10 protein-coding genes and 1 tRNA gene are annotated in these 16,749 nt (G+C 59.5%); 4 read left to right on the top strand and 7 right to left on the bottom strand.

Features of this window, described 5'->3' with window-relative positions:
- Window positions 1-12 precede the first annotated feature (12 nt).
- Window positions 13-1,311, top strand: a complete 1,299-nt coding sequence (locus MUN73_RS21795; protein ID WP_250142622.1) for a hypothetical protein — start codon at window positions 13-15, stop codon at window positions 1,309-1,311.
- A gap of 128 nt (window positions 1,312-1,439) precedes the next feature.
- On the opposite strand, the gene MUN73_RS21790 is transcribed toward MUN73_RS21795, so the two are convergent.
- The 4 genes from MUN73_RS21790 to MUN73_RS21775 all read right to left on the bottom strand — a co-directional run bounded on the left by MUN73_RS21790 (window position 1,440) and on the right by MUN73_RS21775 (window position 7,625).
- Complete coding sequence (locus tag MUN73_RS21790; RefSeq protein WP_250142621.1) at window positions 1,440-2,402, bottom strand: CARDB domain-containing protein; 963 nt, start codon at window positions 2,400-2,402, stop codon at window positions 1,440-1,442.
- 411 nt (window positions 2,403-2,813) lie between these two features.
- Entirely contained in the window at window positions 2,814-3,932 is a 1,119-nt protein-coding gene (locus MUN73_RS21785) for a DUF354 domain-containing protein (RefSeq protein WP_250142620.1), read from the bottom strand.
- A gap of 349 nt (window positions 3,933-4,281) precedes the next feature.
- Entirely contained in the window at window positions 4,282-6,042 is a 1,761-nt protein-coding gene (locus MUN73_RS21780) for a class I SAM-dependent methyltransferase (protein ID WP_250142619.1), read from the bottom strand.
- 119 nt (window positions 6,043-6,161) lie between these two features.
- Window positions 6,162-7,625 carry a flippase gene (locus MUN73_RS21775; RefSeq protein ID WP_250142618.1) on the bottom strand — a complete coding sequence of 488 codons (1,464 nt, stop codon included), beginning with the start codon at window positions 7,623-7,625 and terminating at the stop codon, window positions 6,162-6,164.
- Between the two features lie 687 nt (window positions 7,626-8,312).
- Between MUN73_RS21775 and MUN73_RS21770 the strand changes: the two genes are divergently transcribed.
- A complete protein-coding gene (locus tag MUN73_RS21770) occupies window positions 8,313-10,037 on the top strand; it encodes a hypothetical protein (protein WP_250142617.1) in 1,725 nt (574 codons plus the stop codon).
- Between the two features lie 70 nt (window positions 10,038-10,107).
- Here the strand turns inward: MUN73_RS21770 and MUN73_RS21765 are convergent.
- Window positions 10,108-10,191, bottom strand: a tRNA-OTHER gene (locus MUN73_RS21765).
- Between the two features lie 325 nt (window positions 10,192-10,516).
- Here MUN73_RS21765 and MUN73_RS21760 point away from each other — a divergent pair.
- Entirely contained in the window at window positions 10,517-12,430 is a 1,914-nt protein-coding gene (locus MUN73_RS21760) for a hypothetical protein (protein ID WP_250142616.1), read from the top strand.
- A gap of 427 nt (window positions 12,431-12,857) precedes the next feature.
- Here MUN73_RS21760 and MUN73_RS21755 read toward each other — a convergent pair whose 3' ends face one another.
- Window positions 12,858-14,087, bottom strand: a complete 1,230-nt coding sequence (locus tag MUN73_RS21755; protein WP_250142615.1) for a DUF1616 domain-containing protein — start codon at window positions 14,085-14,087, stop codon at window positions 12,858-12,860.
- A 178-nt stretch (window positions 14,088-14,265) separates the two neighbouring features.
- The gene (locus MUN73_RS21750; protein ID WP_250142614.1) at window positions 14,266-15,303 is read right to left on the bottom strand and encodes a GNAT family N-acetyltransferase; all 1,038 of its coding nucleotides are present in this window, start codon (window positions 15,301-15,303) and stop codon (window positions 14,266-14,268) included.
- Window positions 15,304-15,657: 354 nt separating this feature from the next.
- On the opposite strand from MUN73_RS21750, the gene MUN73_RS21745 reads away from it, so the two are divergent.
- Entirely contained in the window at window positions 15,658-16,668 is a 1,011-nt protein-coding gene (locus tag MUN73_RS21745; RefSeq protein ID WP_250142613.1) for a lipid II:glycine glycyltransferase FemX, read from the top strand.
- Window positions 16,669-16,749: the final 81 nt, after the last annotated feature.

Genomic DNA, 16,749 nt, shown 5'->3' with positions numbered 1-16,749 from the left:
TCAGCCCCCTCTATGAACGCTCGTCTCATACTCACACTGATCATCGTGTGCAGTCTGCTCAGCAGCGCAAGCACCGTCGCGTTCTCCCAGTCGGCGTCCGCCCAAGACGCCGATTCGTACGTCCTCGAACAGGGAGACCGATGCCAGCCGATCGAGCCGATCGAATCCGGGGAGACGGTGGAGTCGTTCTACGACTACCGGAATCACGAAACGCATCCGCCGGAGGTCGAGCGACTCTACAGTTCCTACGGGACCACACACCTCCAGGAAGACGATACGAGTATCCTCTTCCTCCACGAGGGCCCGGACGGTCTCAGTCTCGTAATGGTCAATGATCATCTCGGTGGGGATACGCGGGGCGGGCTCGCGAGTCTCAACGTCACCGGAGTCCCATCTGCCACGGAGTGGGTCGTCCAGGACGATCTGTATACGGGCGAATCGAACATGGCCGAGTGGCATCGTGGCGACGGCTGGATCGCCGCCGACTGGATCTGGTCGGACGGACGAACCGACGGCGGTGCGATCCGGGGTGGCCTGGACGATGAGTTCGCGATAACGGTTCATCCGGGATTCAACGAGAACGCGACGTTCGCCGATCCCGACGAGGATTTTTACGATCCGAACTTCCACGACGGCGGCGGAATCTCGGACTGGGAGTATCTCTCGGGCGACTCCGACTCACCCGACCGGACGGACCTCGATCTCGAGGAACCGGTGACGCTACGCACCGGTACGTGTGACGATCCATTCGTGACGACCAGTCCGACGGAAACCGGGAGTGAAGCGAGGATCCTGAACGCCGATCCAGACAACGCGGTTTCGATCCGTCCTCAGACCGAATCTAACGGCGTCCGGTTCGAACGATTGGACGTGACGGGTATCGACGGTGACGCGACGCTCGTCTTCGATACTCAGCGCCCCGACGGCATCGAATCGTCACCTGATGGCGGCGACGCCCTCTCCCACCTGTCCGTAACGAGTGAGTCGCGAGCTACGGACGTCTCAGGAACGGCGACGTTTACCGTCGACGCGGCGACACTCAACGATTACGGTCTCGAACCGGATGCGGTCGCGCTTTACGAGCGATCGGATGACGGCTGGACCGAAGCGCCGACGACCCTCCAAGACGAGTCAGACGAGACGTACCGATTCACCGCGGACGTGACGTCGCTGTCGGCGGTCAGCGTCGCTGAGCGATCGGAATCCGGATACTCGGCGGCCGTTTTCGGCATCGGTGCCATGGTCGCCCTCGCTAGCGTGCTCGGGATCGGGTGGCTGTGGTCGTCGGTCCGTGGGCGGGGTCACCGATAACTCGCCGACTCGGCCGCTTTCCCTGCCAGATGGTAACGGCTGGTCAAACGGTCGTCCAGCCTATCACGACGGATCAAGAACAGAAAGTGCGGGCGATCGATTCGTGTTCTCACAGCGTCGAAACGAGATTACGAGCGGAGACGCACCACCAGCACGACCGAAGCTGCGATCAGCGTTACAACGATCCCGAATCCAGATAGTGAATCGGTCTCGACGTTCGTGTCACTACTCTCGGCAGCTTCGACTCCCACTGTCGTGGTCTCGTTATTCGCTTCGACGGTGTACGTTCCCGGCTCGTCGAACACAGCAGTTGACGAAACGGTCGTCGTGTTTCCGGGTTCAAGAGTCACCTCGTGCTCGTCGACCGCCTCGCCGTCAACGGTGATCGTGACGTTCTGGGACGCTGGAAGCGCACCGTCGTTCTCCACGGTCGTCTCGATCGTGGTCGACTCACCGGCGGTCACCGTTTCTGTCGTGGAGAGGTCCGTAACTCCGATCGAGACGCAGTCGCCGGACTGAATCGTCACTGGTTCGTCGAGATCGAGCGACGTTCGCTCGTAGCCAGTCTCGGTCGCCGATAGAACGTCCCAGTCGGTGATCGAACCGGGATTCTCCCGGAAATCAGCCTCGTCGTTGAACGCGGGGTCGATCGCAATCGAGAACTCCTCGTCCAGGCCGCCCTGGAAAACAGCGCCATCTGTACGGTTGTCCGCCCAGGCCCACGTGATGCGACTCGACGTGTCGTTGTGCTCGAACACGTCGTCAGGCCCGCCCTGGATGTCGTCGCTGTAATTGTCGTCTTCGACCACCCACTCGCCCTCCTCTGGCAGTTCGTCGAACTGCATCGTCGCTGCTCCGCCAGGGGAATCCCCGTCGTACTGGTCGTGAACGAGTACGAGACTGAGGCCCTCCGTCCCCTCGTACAGGAACAGATTGCTCGTATCGTCTGCTTGCAACTGTGTGGTACCGTGAGAGCTGTAGGTGTAGTTACTTGGGGACGTCTCCGGCGTTCGGTAGTCGTAGAACGCTTCGACGGACTGCGTGCCGTTTCCGAGCGGTTCGACAGCGACACACTCTTCGCCCTGTGTCACGGCGTATCCGTTCGGTTCGTCCGGTTGGACGGCCCCTGCGGCGATTCCTGTCGCACCGATTGATGTTCCGATAACGATACTCACCGCGATCGCGATCACGATCGCGGACGCTCTAAATTCCGTCTCGTCGACTCGTTCCAGTAGATGTCTTATCATACTAGTGGTCGTTCTTCCGGACAAGACTATCAGGAGATTACACATCGTTATGCCCACAATTAGCTGGATAGGAAAACCATAGACGGACGAAATTGCATCTTGTACACCGTTCTATCGAGCGGGAGAGTGCCGTGAGAAGACGGATACGGTGCCGGAAGGCGACCGCAGTGTAAACGTCGATACGACCGGTCTACCACAGTTGGATCCGCTGGCGGGCGACGCATCTGCGCGAACCGATCCCGCTACCGATGGCGATCAATCTCCGTCGATACTCACAGTAGCTGTCGGTTTGGCAGACGACGACCGTTCGAACTGTGAGAGCGAATCGAGTTCGTCGACGTGACCGCACGAAAGCGCGACGTCCACGATCACGTCGGTGAGATTCGCCTTGTCCGAGAGATACTCGTTCCGTCGTCGCTGCCACGTTTCCTGGATCCCGTCTTCACGAAGTAACGAACTCGATCGTTCGAGAACCTCCTCGAAGTGTGAGAGATTGTGAATCAATCCCTGGTTCTCCAGTTCGACGAAGTTGCCCATGTCGGTCTCGCCCACGAACGAATTGGACCGGATCGCCGGCGTGCCGAGGAGCGCCGCCTCGGTAACCATCGTCTGGGTATCGGCGACCAGCAGTTCGGCCTCCGAAAGCGCGTCGTGTATCAGTGCAGGGTGAAGGTCGAACGGCCGAGCAGGAACCGTCTCGAGCGAAAGATCATTACCTTCGTCGGAGATGAGTACCGTCGCGTCTTCACTGAGACGGTCGATGAGACGCCGGCGTTGATCGCCAGTAATCCCCTTCTTGCCGACGTCGTGTTGAGAGCCGAACGCGTTGAACCGGAGGATTACGTACGGTTCGTCCGCGTCGATACCGAGCCGGTCACGAATGGAGCGATCAGTCGTGTAAACCGCCGGGTGGAGGTACGCACACTCTTTGAAGCCGGGGAACACGTAATGGTTCTCTCCGAGATCTTTTCGGAACGTGTTGGGCGTGAGTACGGCCCGGGCGAACGGCGTCGAGACTGTATGATCGAACGACGCCGGTTCGGAGTCGATCAGCAGAACCGTCGGCGTTCGGCTTACAGCCCCCGTGTGTGCCGCATAGCTGCCCATTCCGAAAACGAGATCCGGGTCGAACCGTCTCGCCGCCCTGATCGCTCGGACGTAGTGTATCGGCAGTCGACTCAGCAGTGAACTCTTCGAGGTATCACAGTAGCCGTAGATCTCGTACGACAGGTCGTACCACTCGAGCAGGTCGATCGTGCAGGTATAATCCCGCGCGAGTACGAGCGTGTCGTGGCCACGCGCCTCGAGTTCTCGAATCGCGTGCTTGTACAGATGGACGTGCGCCGGCGTATTGGTGAAGAACAGGTATCTCATGCTGACAGCCACCGTATCTTGAGTGAATACTGGTCGAATCAACGAATTTGTTATCTGGTTCATACCGAACCAAACGGAACACGTACCGATCCATCTAAAATCCGCGTTGACATGGGAGTCGATCCCGCTACCGTCGGTTCTGACCAGCAACACCACGAACCGTTCGACCGGACGTACCGATCGATGTGAAACGAATTAGGATCTACCGTATCCCGCTTATTCGATCAATATCTGGTTCGACGCGATCGATCGATCAGGCTGCGCATCTGTTCGCAGACAACCGCGATGGCCCTGTGCCCGTTCGATAGGTCGATTCCCCACTGAGACAGGTCTACCAGTCAGCCCAGCACTACTTCGAGATCTTCATGTCGTCGATTGTCTCAACGATGGTTTGAATGCGCCGTGCATGGGCTTCCGTTCGAGTTGTACACGTGCTCACAGAGTTGTACTGCCAATCGACAGTCAGTTGATGAAGATACGCGGACGGAAGATATAGTTCGAACGTCCGATACGGAAGTCCGACTGCTTCGCAGTAGCTACGGACGCACGCTCGAGCGCGTTCGGCATATTCGTTTCGACCGCACAGAACAGTACGAACATTTTCGGCGAAGTCGCCGTCGATCCAAGCAGCTGTATTGAATAAAAGATGACCCGCATCGACGACTGGTGACTCGCCAAACGCACCGTACTCCCAGTCGATAACTGCGGTAATCGTCCCATCCTCGTAGTAAATATTACTAGACATGAAGTCTCCGTGGACGGGCGTTGTAAACGTTTTTACCGGGCTGTCAACCGCGGGAGGGTCGACGTTCAACGGCTGAAACTGCAAACTGTTACGTACCTCTGCAGGAGTTTTGATCGTCGGTTCACTCCCGAACGTCCGCTGGAAATCGATCAACCAGTCGAACCCGATCTCAAGAACGCGTTCGAATGACTCGGGGTCACGTCCAATCTCTTCGTCGAGCGGTTGACCCGTGGCTGGGGTAACCTTTCTGGCCTGTCCAAGGCGGGAATCGATCGCTTCTCCGCCAGGAATCGTGGCAACGATCTCTTCATCGGTTTCGCATAGCGAAGATGTGATGTGATTTTCCCGAGCGGTAAACGGTTCGTGCACACTACTATTCGGAATCTTATATATTTCGTTCACTCCGCTCGAATCAAGTTCAAGAACGACCGAGCGGGTACGACCCGAAATAACGAGCGGATTCGTGAACTGGAACGATGGCTCGTCGGACTCGTTCGAACAAACAACGAGGAGAGACGGATAGCACCGCTTCAGGATCCCACTACTATTGAGAACATTCATCGCTTCCTTTATACAGTCACCGACGAATCCGTTTTCGTTGGCGTAGGATTCGAAAATTTTCGGAATAGCTTGCTCACACTCGACGTCGAAAGCGTATAGCGGTCGGGAAGCAGTTGGAAACAGCGCGTAGACGGATACGTCGTCAAATCCGGCCGTTTGTGCTATTGATCGGTAGCCCGCGGCCGTTCCCGGCAGTAAGTCAGCAGTCTCAGTTGAATCGCTCCCGTCTAAACCGAAGAGAGACGTGAGTCCAGCACTACGAGGCCAACCGTCAGCCATAAAGATCAACGAACCATCGTCAGTAAGATACCTCTTCAGACGATCCAGTGTCGGTTCGATAGCAGTATTTCCAGTGAGATCGGCAACGATCGTATCGAACCAGTCGTTCCGGAATGGCAATCGTTCGTCGGTGGTATGAATCGGGACGATTCGATCGGAACTGGCGTAATCATCGCGTTTGGCAGCCACTCGGAGTTTCGCCAGGGATGGATCGACGGCAAATATTGAATCTGCGAGTTCGGAGAGTACCACGGACCTGCGACCGTAGCCTGTGTGTAGATCCAGACAACGACCACCGATGTGGTTCGCAACGAGCGGCTGCCAGAGTTCCTGTTGTACGTCGAATAGCTCCGTGAGAATCTCCGTCCGGTGTTCGTTTTCAGCCAAAATAGCGCCGGCAGCGTTCCGGGTTGACTGATTCGCTACAGCCTCTACGAGCTCGTCTAGTTCGTGATCTGATAGACGCTGAGATGTTCGGTTCTCTTTTGGCTGGAACGAGACGATCCCATCTCGTTCGACGGCCATGACATCACAGTTCCGACAGTGCAGGCGGTCAGGTGGGAACGGTCGTGCACAGTCAGGACAGACCAGCGTGATGCTGTCGCTCAGTGCCGAAAGTTGTCGTTCGTGGTTGGCTGGATATTTCATACTGACATCCTCAATTGATTCAGGTCGATCAGTCCGGTCACGACCGAGAGGGCAGTCCAGACGATAACGCCCAACGAGACGACGGCAGCGAGTGATAGCCATCCATCGACGTGACCATTGGCCGGGACGAGGAGGATCGTCATCGTCAGTGTCACACCGACGATAGTCGCGATTCGACGCACCAACAGCCCGATTCGTAGCCCGAACTCTTGGTGAATGATGACGAGATTCGAACCGGTGTACAGCGAGTACGATACGACTGTCGCGATCGCCGCACCGACGACACCGATACGCGGAATCAACAGTACGTTGAGACAGACGTTCAACGCTGCCGTCATTCCCTTCACGATCGCCCGCGCTCTCGCACGCCCGAGGAAGTCCAGCGCGTTGCTGGTGAGTTTCGTGATCGACTGGAGAACGACGTACATGGAGAGCACCTGCAAGACGGGAGTCGCTCCCCCATAGTCGTCACCGAATACCAGTTCGATCGTCGGTTCGGCGACCAGAACGATTCCCGCTGCTGCCGGCACGTATAACAACAGCGAGTGTGTAAGTGCCGCCTCGTAAATCCGGGCCGCTTGATTCACGTTGCCGTCCGCCTTCTGAGCGCCGAACGACGGTGAGAGGGTAAACCCGAGTGCCGAAACGGGCGTCTCGAGGAACTCGACGATCTGCTTGCTAACCACGTAATACGAGACGGCGACGGGGGTGAGGAAGAATCCGACGAGGACGGTGTCTATCCGCTTGTCGATCACGTTCGCCGTGCTGGTCGCCGTCAGCGGTACCGTGTACTCACCGATTCGGCGACGGAGTCCGGCCTCGATCGCCGGTGCGACCTCGAGCACCCGATACAGTCGGCGATAAACGAACCACAGACCGAGTAGCGACGAGACGACGACGCTGAGTATGTAGCCGACGAGCGCGCCGAGTGCGCCGAACCCGATAACGACGAATCCCACGGCGAACACGAGCCGAGTGACCCGTCCGATCGCGTGAACCGCCGCTGCCAGTTCGATCTCTTCGTATCCCTGCAGGACCCCGCGAGCGAGTGCCGAAAGCGACTCAAAGGCGAGGTAGAGCACTCCCACCAGCAGAAACGGCACCAGGGCCGGTTCGTCGAGGACGCCCGCCAGTTTGTGATGTCCGAGTAGCACAGCCAAACAGACCACGACGATAGTCACCAGATTGAATGCCAGTGCGACGCGCAGAATGTGCGGAATCTGCGTCGAGTCCTGCTCCTTGTATTCGGCGACGTATCGGGCACACGAGTTGGAAATTCCGAGTTTACTGAAGACACCGAGAACGCCAAAAATCGCGACCGCGAGAAACAGCAGTCCGTACTCGTCCGGTCCGAGGAGTCTCGCGAGCACGACCATCAACAGTCCACTCGAGACGATCGCAGCGACTCGCCCGACGAACTCGAACTTGAACCGCGAAATCAACTGACCGGTACGACTCATCGTGTGGTTCGACTGTCGACTGTGGCTCTCCGTTCGATACCCGAGGTCCGCACCCACCAGTCTCCGCTCGCCTGCTCATCGGGGTCCGTTACACACGACAGCGTATCACCCTGGGTTCTCAGGGAGGCAGACGGATGCAGAGTGAACGGACCGGGACTCGGAACCGGGCATATCCTAACAGCATCTCCGTCATCAACCATCATCTGGGACTCACAATTCAGGAACGTCCCCGTACAATTAGTTATCACCAGATTTCCACACCGGTAGCAAAGTGCTATTTCGGCCTCGCTACCGAAGGGAAGTCGTCACGTCCGGTGCCCCGGTGGTGATAGATTCTCGCGTTCGGGGACCGGGATGCATCGGTCGAAGAACGGAGACCGGAAGTTCGTTCGGCGGGCGCATCGGGCCTCCCCGACTAGATTGAGCGACCATGGCAAAAATCGCGACAATATCCGTTTATGATAGTTGTAACCTGATTTTCATTATTTACTGATTTTCACACTGCCTATTATAACACGCACAGATGAACCCCCATCTCCATTACCTGTTTTTCGTACTCTAGGAGCGATGGCAGACGATAGAAGTGTCAGGGAAGACGATACCGGATTGCTAAATAGACGAACATATCTGGCAGGAGCAGGTACAGCCCTGGGTTCATTGGCACTCCTGGAGGGTGCGAGTGGATCTGTGCGGGCTGAAGAGTACGAGACGATTACCGTCGGAGCGGGAGAGAAATGGACGTATTCGCTCAGCGACGGCGAAACGTTCGAAAACTACCTCATCGATATCACGGCTGATGGTGCCAACGCCCATATCGACGCGACGGCAACGAACTGGACTATCCGGAACGTCGGGTTCAAGGGAGCTGGAACGAGGAATTCGTCGTCCAGAAACTACCACATCGGCTGCGTCGACAGCGGCAACGGAACGTCGGTCATTGAGAACGTCTATCTCGGGGACGGCGATGATGGAACCAGTCACAAGGACGGGTTCGCCAGCATCTTCGTCTACCCGTCACACTCCGGAACAATCGAGATGCGCAACGTCTACATCGAGGGCTACACCGATAACGGCCTCTATGCCTCCGAACCGGGCCACGATACGGCCGTGAACGGCCAGGGAGGCGAAATCCACGTTTACGACTCGTACTCGGGCAACAACACAGCTGCGAACTTTCGACTGGGATCCGACGGGTCGAAACTCGTCAACTGTTGTTCGTGGGGCGGTCCACACCGTGGATTCTGGATGTACTTCGAGCACGGGCAGATCATAGACTCGCACATCGGAGGGATGGACAATCCAGAGCGAGCGATCACGGTAGGCGGGTCCGGGTCAACGTACGACAAGATGCGGTACGCCGAAGTTACCGTCGAGAACACCTGCTTCGAGGGCGTCGAACTTCGTTCGAGCACGACCGAAATCCACGGCACCTCGGCAGGAAAACCGGAGCGATTCGTTCCCGAGGGCTGTCCGACGAGCGCCGAACAGGCCGCATCCGGGGCCGGGACGGACGGAACCACCGGTTCGACGGGGGACAGTTCTGAGGACTCGGACGGTTCGCACCTCCTCGCATTCGTCACCTCGTCCGACGCCTACAACGACACCTACTCGTTCGCCGTCGACGGCGACGTCGAACGGACCGCTGCACCCTACGAGAGTCCGTCCGGCTACCCGATCGAGGGCGGCGCAAACGACACGATCGACGTCGAGGACGGGACGAGCTACGTCGAAGGCCTCACTGGCAACGGGTTCGGCGACGCGTTCCGTATCGACGGTGCGGTCACCTCGATCACCATCGACAATCCCGACGTCATGTGGGTCGAACTCGACGGGGAAGCACTGTCACCGGACGAGGTGATCGAGGCGACGGGCGGGGACACCGGCCTCGAACGCACACTCCTGATCGACGGTGTCGGGACGACCGGCGAAAGTCGGTACGAGTTCGACGTTACCGGTGACGTCGAGGCGACGACCTACCGCGCCGCGTCGATCGACGACGACATCCAGGTCGACGACGACCATGTCAGCGGTGCGGTGACCGGTTGGCGCGACGCATTCGCGTTCGACGGGGAACTCGAGAACGTCACCGTCGAAGGTGATGCGCGCGTCCTCGTCGACGGTGAGGAGATCGACACCGACGACTTCGGCGACGCACTACCGCGAGTGCTGACGCTGGTCGGCAATGGCTCACCCGCGACGTACGAAGTTACCGTCGACGGAATCATCGAACCGGCCGTCTGGGACGATATCGACGACGTCGTCACGGTAGACTCCGGAACGGTCGAGGGATCGATCGAGCGCGACGTCCAGCGGTTCCGCTTCTCCGGATCGGTGACCGACCTCAGATTCGACGCGGGATCCGCGCACGTCTACGCCGACCAGGACCGCATCGTTCCCGACGATTTCAACTGATAACCCTATCACGGACGACCGGGTTCGAGACGCATAATTCCGGGGGACGATCGGCCAAGAACGAGGAGAATGGACAGGGGTGGATTCGAACCACCGGCTTCTCCCGAGCGAGGAACCCGCATCCAGGAGCGTCCTTCCGCTGGACCACCTGCCCCGTTGTCGACTGTAATTTCCCGTTCCTGTGGATCGTACTTCGTAATGCATCGCCTTCGTCGCCGAAGGCGAAAGATAGTCGATTGGTGATCGACGATCGATCGCAGAGAACGATCGGAAACTGGCGAGGAGGGGCATTCAGGACTCGATGTACGGCGATCGAGCGGGATCGGCCACGGCCCTGATCCAAGTACGACGGGCGCCGCTCTCGTGACTGTGGGGAAACGGATCGACCGACGCAAATCGGGAAAGTAACTCCTGACGCGGCCCGCCGACCGGAACATAGCCCATAACAATCACTCGACGTAACTGATCCACGGCTGTGAATGTACTATAACGTTCGCAGATTCATCGGATCCCCCAATTTCGTCGTCGCGAGCGCGACGGCCGCAGGGGTCGTCGGCGTCGTCGTCTCGCTTTTCGTTTCGAACCCGTTCACGCGCGTGATGCCGCCGCTGATGTTGCTTGGAACCGCTGTCGGGTACCTGCTGCGAAACGAGGAACTACCCCGGTACAGTCGCGTTCGCGACCCAAGACCGATTCTGATCTGTTACTGTGTCGTCATGTCGGGTGCCATCGCCGCCTTCGCCGCCAACGGCTTCGAGCGAACGCTGGGGGTTCATGGGCTGCTTTTGGCGCTGTACCTACTCGTCGCCCTGTCGATCGTCGTTCTGGACTCGACCAGGACGAACCTCGGACTCGTTGTCCTGACCGGCGTGATTCACCGGGGACTGATCTACTACGCGAGTGCCGTCCAGATCGGCATGGACGCCCTGTTTCACAACAGGGCGGCGGACGCGATCGCTACCAGCGGTTCCATGGCCCCGCTCGCAACGTCGAAATACTGGTACGCACCAGTGTACCACCTGCTGACCGCGAGCGGCGTCACCGTGCTCGGAGTGGACGTCCGCCAGGCGGCGTTCCTACTCGTGACAGTGACGACAACGTTGTTGCTCGTTGCCGTCGTGTACCTGTTTCTCGAACCCGTATGGGGAGAAACGGTCGCGCTCGTCGGAGGCTTGCTCGTCGTTATTGCTGACCGGACGATCTTCAACGCGATCCACACGACGCCGACCTCTATCGGCGTCGTCCTGTTCGGGTTTCTGCTGTTGTACGCCGAACGGTACCTCGATACTGGCCGGACGCGATTTCTCGGACTCTTCGGTCTCTTTCTCGCTGGCCTCGTCGCCACGCACCAGTTGAGCCTGTTCGTCGCACTCGTCGTCGTCGGCACATATGTCTGTGCGAACGTCTTCTGGGATGCCAACGTCACCCGTCGCGGACTCACAGTGCTGTCGGTCCTCGTCGCGTCGTTCGTCCTCCAGACGGCCGTCACGGATTACAGCGGCCCGGAGGGCGACTCCTCGAGTTTCCTCGTCGTCGTGGGCAGTGTCATGATCGAACATCTCGGAACCGTCCTCGAGGGAACGAGCGGTCGACCCGCATCGAAGCTCCCTCCCGGAGAGTACGTAGCGATTGCGGGCGCCGACGCGATGTCCGTCTTCCACGTCGCCGGATCGGCGCTATTGCTCGCACTCGCACTAGCCGGGAGTATCTACTGGATGGATCGGAACGAGGGCGAGACGAACCGGGTCGTCCTCGGACTCGGAGCCGGGACGACGGTTGCGTGTGTTTTCGTCTACCTGCTCCCTCTCCTGGGCGTAAGTACGTTCCTGCCCGATCGGTGGCAGATCTTCCTCTACGTGATTCTAGCACTGCTTGCGGCTCCCGCCCTCGTCACCATTCTAACGGCAACTCAACGCCGAACGCGATCGATAACGGTCGCGCTCGTCGTCTTCACACTCGTGATCGCTCCGTACACGGCCCTGATGATCGGCAACGGCGCAGGTGCGGTCGATGGACCGGTATTCGACGACTCGCCCGGGGCCGATCGACTGGCGACGACGCCAGAGGAGGAACGGACGTACGAATTCACCGTCGCTCATGCCGGTGACGAGGCCACGATCGTTGCAGACCACGTCGCCTACCAGATGCTCAACCGCCATTACGAGCAGCCGGCGACGTCCTACTCGACGAGCTACGCCGAACGCGGGACGACCGTTTCTGGCGAGGAACTGGTAGTGTACCGCGGCTACGCTCAAACGGAACACGGTTCGTACTACGTCACCCACGAAGACAGGCAATATCACGTCTACGGGCCGTTACCCGGTCCCAACGAGGAAGATACGATCGTCTATACTGACGGTCAGGATCGGATTGTCTGGCGAAGCGGCTCTTAATGGCACACCGGCCCCAAACCGGGCCGACAGTCGCCCGTTCTTCGGCTCACTCCAGCGACGAAAGTACGCCCATTACCGCTCCAGAATGCGAAAAGAGACGAAGCCGAGTCAGTTGATAACCCGTCTACCACCAGAGGCCAGCGTCGGTTCCGGACGTGTCAGTTCGAGAACTCGGGAGTGATCGGATCGTGCCTGAATCGATCGAAGCCGTAGTGACCGTAATCGTAATTCCCGGTTCGACATACGACGGTAATCCTTCTGCAACTCGACTGATCATCAGTCACGAAGTCGACAGAGTACACAAAAGTGACTTCGGAGACTCACGATGCGATCGAATCGATAGGACTCCACCGGATCGACGCGTCGGCGTCGTAGTCCCCAACCGGCGAGACCCACGCTGGTGAGTCGTTCGAGAACGATGAATGGCTCAGAAACTAACGGTGCCGTCGTCGCTGTCGTTTTCCCCACTGCTGACCTCGTCATCGCCGCCATCACCGTCTACACTGCCGTCCCCACCCTCAGTATCTTCGTCGTCACTGCTGTCTCCGTCTTCACCGTCACTGTCGTCGGTACTCTCGTCACCGTCGTCCTCATCGCTGTCACCTCCACCGACGCTATCGCCATCGTCGTCCTCCTCATCGTCGCCGTCACTGTCGCCGTCCTCATCACCAACACCCATGTCGTCATCACCGTCTTCGGCGATCGTCGTCCCAAACTGTGTATACCGGTAGGCGTTGTCGGTCGTGGCCGTTTCCGGAGTCCCATCGTCGTAGAGGAGGACCACGATTCGAACGGATTCACCTGGCTCCCCGGTCGGCGTCACGGATCGATCGGCGACGGCAGTAGAGCCGGCGGAGACACTCGTCTCGAACGTATCGAGTCGGGTTCGGTCGACGATCTCGCCATCCTCGAGTCGCTGTTGCTGAACGACGACGGTGTACTCCACGTTCGTCCCCTCCTCGTTTCCGATCCCGATCGCGATCGGGATCGACTCGTCGGGGTCGACCACCTCGGGATACCCCGAAGCGACGTACTCGCCCGACTCGTTTTCAGTCAATAGATACAGTTCGGTGTGGTCCGTCCCCTGTTGCCCGGCGTCGATGGCGTAGGCGCCGCTCCCGAGGACAAGAAGCACGGCCACGGCGAGGCCAACCGTCAGCGCGGCATCGGTAGTCGTGGTTATCGTGACGCCGTCGACGACACCTCGGACCCACTCGCGAGGGGACGCGTGGTAGCGCGTTTCTGGCGGCAGTCCGCTACGCCGAATGGATGCGATCGCGAGTGCTGCCCCCGAGACGAACCCGATCAGACCGCCAAGTGACGCTGTGCCGTACTCGACGGGTGCCACGATGAGAGCCGCAACGATACCCGGAACAACGAGCAGGCTGATCGCGATCGAAATCGCCCACCACTCCAGACCGGAAAGTCGCCGTCTTAGTCGACTGTTCACGCCATCCGGTCGAGCGTTCGTATCGACTCTCGGGCCAGCGGACGGAACACACGCAGCTAGAATCGCGTATCCTGGCACCAAAACGAGAAAGGGAACGCCAATCACGATACGGAGCACGGAATCGTCAGCAACGCCCGTAGTTAAGAGCAACGTCGCCAGGAGTGTTACGGCGGCGAGAAGTCGTAAATCAGCAGTCGTATCAGCCATCACTCATCACCAGATGACAGCGACCACGGGTCACGGTGTGAATCTCTGTCCGGACTCGACGAGCGATCACTGAGACGACAACGTGAAAGGTGTCGGGAATCCCCGTCTCGAGATGGCGGGCAGGCCCACCACAGAGAACGGGGACGGACCGGAGGACCGAATGTGCAGTAGTCATCGTTCACCCCTTGGTCAATGATCCAGAAACGGTCCGATACGCTGATTTCGCCAGTTGCATTTCGAGTCCCGCAGACTCGACGACGTAGTACTGGCGCAACTCACCGTTGAACTTCCCCTTGTAATCACAGAGCCGTTCGGTGTTCGCGCCGACGAGATCGTAGCCAGTTATCGTGTCGAGCGCCGGATCCGAAAGGAGATCCTCGAGAATGGCCCGGTGAAGGAGATTGTTGACGCTCACACTCTCGTACGACGCGGCGACACCGCCCTGCCAGTAGTACGCGATGTCGTCCGAGAACAGCGTGATGATGCCGCTCGCGTACTCGCCGTCCGGCGTCCGGGCGACGTAAACCCGCCACCGATCGTCGGGCAGTTCGGTCAGGAACTCGCGGAGGAACGATCGGGTCATCGGAGCAGACTCGTCGAATTCGGCGTACTGGTCGACGACGTCCTCGTACACCCGGAGAGCAGCGTCGATCCCCTCACACTCGATTGACAAGTCCAGTTCCTCCCAGCGCCGCATTTCGTTGCGGAGACTCTTGCTGAACGATCCCATCACGTCCTCGAGATCTCCCGTCGAAACGTCGACGACGTAGGTGAACTCCGGGGTCACGTTCAGCCCGTTCCACCGGTACGGTCGCGGATCGGAATCGTCGAGAGGGGTCACCATCCGGAACAGCGTCGTTCGCCGATCAACGTCGAGCGAGTCCAGCACACTGGTCGCAAACTCCCCGTTGATCCGCTCTCGCTTTCGTCGCTTCGGGCTCATCGGATCGATGACGGGACCGAGTCGAGGGATTCCGAGACCGAGCGGCGGCGAGAAGACCGTCTTGCCCACCGTTCGAGCACCGAGCGATCGCTCACTGACGAAGACCGGAAGCAACGCGACGGGTTGCTGGCCCTTGTAGCCAGCAAACAGGCGTAGGTCTCCGTCGGTGTGGTTCTCGACGACGGAAAGCGCCGCGGGTACGTGGAATACCTCGGTTCCCGACGCCGGGAGGGCACGTTCCCACTCGTCGAGCGTTATTTCTTCGGTTTCCATAACTACCGGATTGACCCGCAGTACGGGCTTTGTTATTGATCAGTTTACGAGCAAGAGTCACGGCGCGAGTCAGCCATCGAGACCGGTCAGACCAGCGACTCGGGCCGGTTCGATCAGGAGACAGGAAACTCGCCCCTTCGCAGATTCGTCGGCCATTCGGCCTATAGGCGGACCGTTCCCGATCGTAACGCGACCCTATCCCGCATCTTCCGGTCGACGAGGATCGGCGGCATCTGCGCCCACCGCACGAGACGGTGGAAACAGATCGCTTACAAAGTACGTCTGACCCGATCGAATTCGTATGGAATACCGAGTACCGACCGATCTATCCACTGCTGTGGAGGGATCGGCCGCATGAGCATCGACGTCCGCCTCGCCACGGACGAGGACCGCGATCGGTGGAACGGCTACGTCGAGCGATCGCCCCAGGGGACGCTGTGTCACGAGTACGAGGCACTCGAGGTACAGGCCGAGCACGCCGGCGCGACGTTGCACCCGTTGATCGGGTTCAAAGGGCAGGAACCGGTCGGCCTCTTTCCCGTGTTCGAAATCAAGAAGGGATTCGTCACGACGGTATTCTCGCCGCCGCCGCATCTTCGGGTGCCGTACCTCGGGCCCGCGTTCCTGAACATGGGGAAGCTGAAACAGCGCAAGCGGGACAAGCGCCAGGAACGGTTCGTCGAGGGCTGTTTCGACTGGATCGAGTCGGAACTCGCGCCGCGGTACGCGCACCTGCGGACCAGCACGGCGTTCGCGGATTCGCGGCCGTTCAAGTGGAACGGGTACGACGTGTCGCCGGAGTACACGTACGTCGTCGACCTCTCACCGGACGAGGACGACCTCCTGATGACGTTCAGCAGCGACGCCCGGAACAACGTCACGAACGCCGACGACGACGCCCACGAGATCGAGGTCGGCGGCGACGAGGAGATCCGGCTCATCGTCGACCAGGTCCGGCGGCGGTACGAATCCCAGGGGATCGACTTCGGCGTCGCCGAATCGTTCGTCCTGGACCTCGCCGATCGAACCGCGAACGGCGCGGTCCGGCCGTACACGCTCCGGGTCGACGGCGAGTTCGTCGGCGGCATCCTGGCCCTGGAGTACGGTGACACGACCGGCCGGTGGCTCGGCGGCGTCCGCACCGACGCGGACGTGGACCTTCCGACCAACGACCTGCTCGACTGGGCGGTCATGTCCGACGGACTCGATCGCGGCATCAAGGCCTACGACCTGATCGGCGCGGACACCCCCCGGATCAACCGGTACAAGGCGAAGTTTAACCCGGAACTCCGGACCTACTACAGCATCGAGTACGGCTCGTGGGGGATGCAGACGATCGCGTCGCTGTACAACTCCGTCAAGTGACGGGGCCGTGGCGTTCGTGCGGACGCGACAGCCGACGGGCAGATCGATCGCGCGCGCGTAATCCGCACCATAACGAAGGGT

It is taken from the genome of Halosolutus amylolyticus, assembly GCF_023566055.1.
In the GTDB taxonomy this organism is placed as follows: domain Archaea; phylum Halobacteriota; class Halobacteria; order Halobacteriales; family Natrialbaceae; genus Halosolutus; species Halosolutus amylolyticus.
The sequence above is the reverse complement of the archived record's forward strand: the minus strand, read 5'-3'. Positions and strand labels throughout refer to the sequence as shown.

Coding starts and splice junctions, on each gene's coding strand:
- MUN73_RS21795 (WP_250142622.1), top strand. CDS start 13: ATGAACGCTCGTCTCATACTCACACTGATCATCGTGTGCAGTCTGCTC.
- MUN73_RS21785 (WP_250142620.1), bottom strand. CDS start 3,932: ATGAGATACCTGTTCTTCACCAATACGCCGGCGCACGTCCATCTGTAC.
- MUN73_RS21780 (WP_250142619.1), bottom strand. CDS start 6,042: ATGGCCGTCGAACGAGATGGGATCGTCTCGTTCCAGCCAAAAGAGAAC.
- MUN73_RS21775 (WP_250142618.1), bottom strand. CDS start 7,625: ATGAGTCGTACCGGTCAGTTGATTTCGCGGTTCAAGTTCGAGTTCGTC.
- MUN73_RS21760 (WP_250142616.1), top strand. CDS start 10,517: ATGTACTATAACGTTCGCAGATTCATCGGATCCCCCAATTTCGTCGTC.
- MUN73_RS21755 (WP_250142615.1), bottom strand. CDS start 14,087: ATGGCTGATACGACTGCTGATTTACGACTTCTCGCCGCCGTAACACTC.
- MUN73_RS21750 (WP_250142614.1), bottom strand. CDS start 15,303: ATGGAAACCGAAGAAATAACGCTCGACGAGTGGGAACGTGCCCTCCCG.
- MUN73_RS21745 (WP_250142613.1), top strand. CDS start 15,658: ATGAGCATCGACGTCCGCCTCGCCACGGACGAGGACCGCGATCGGTGG.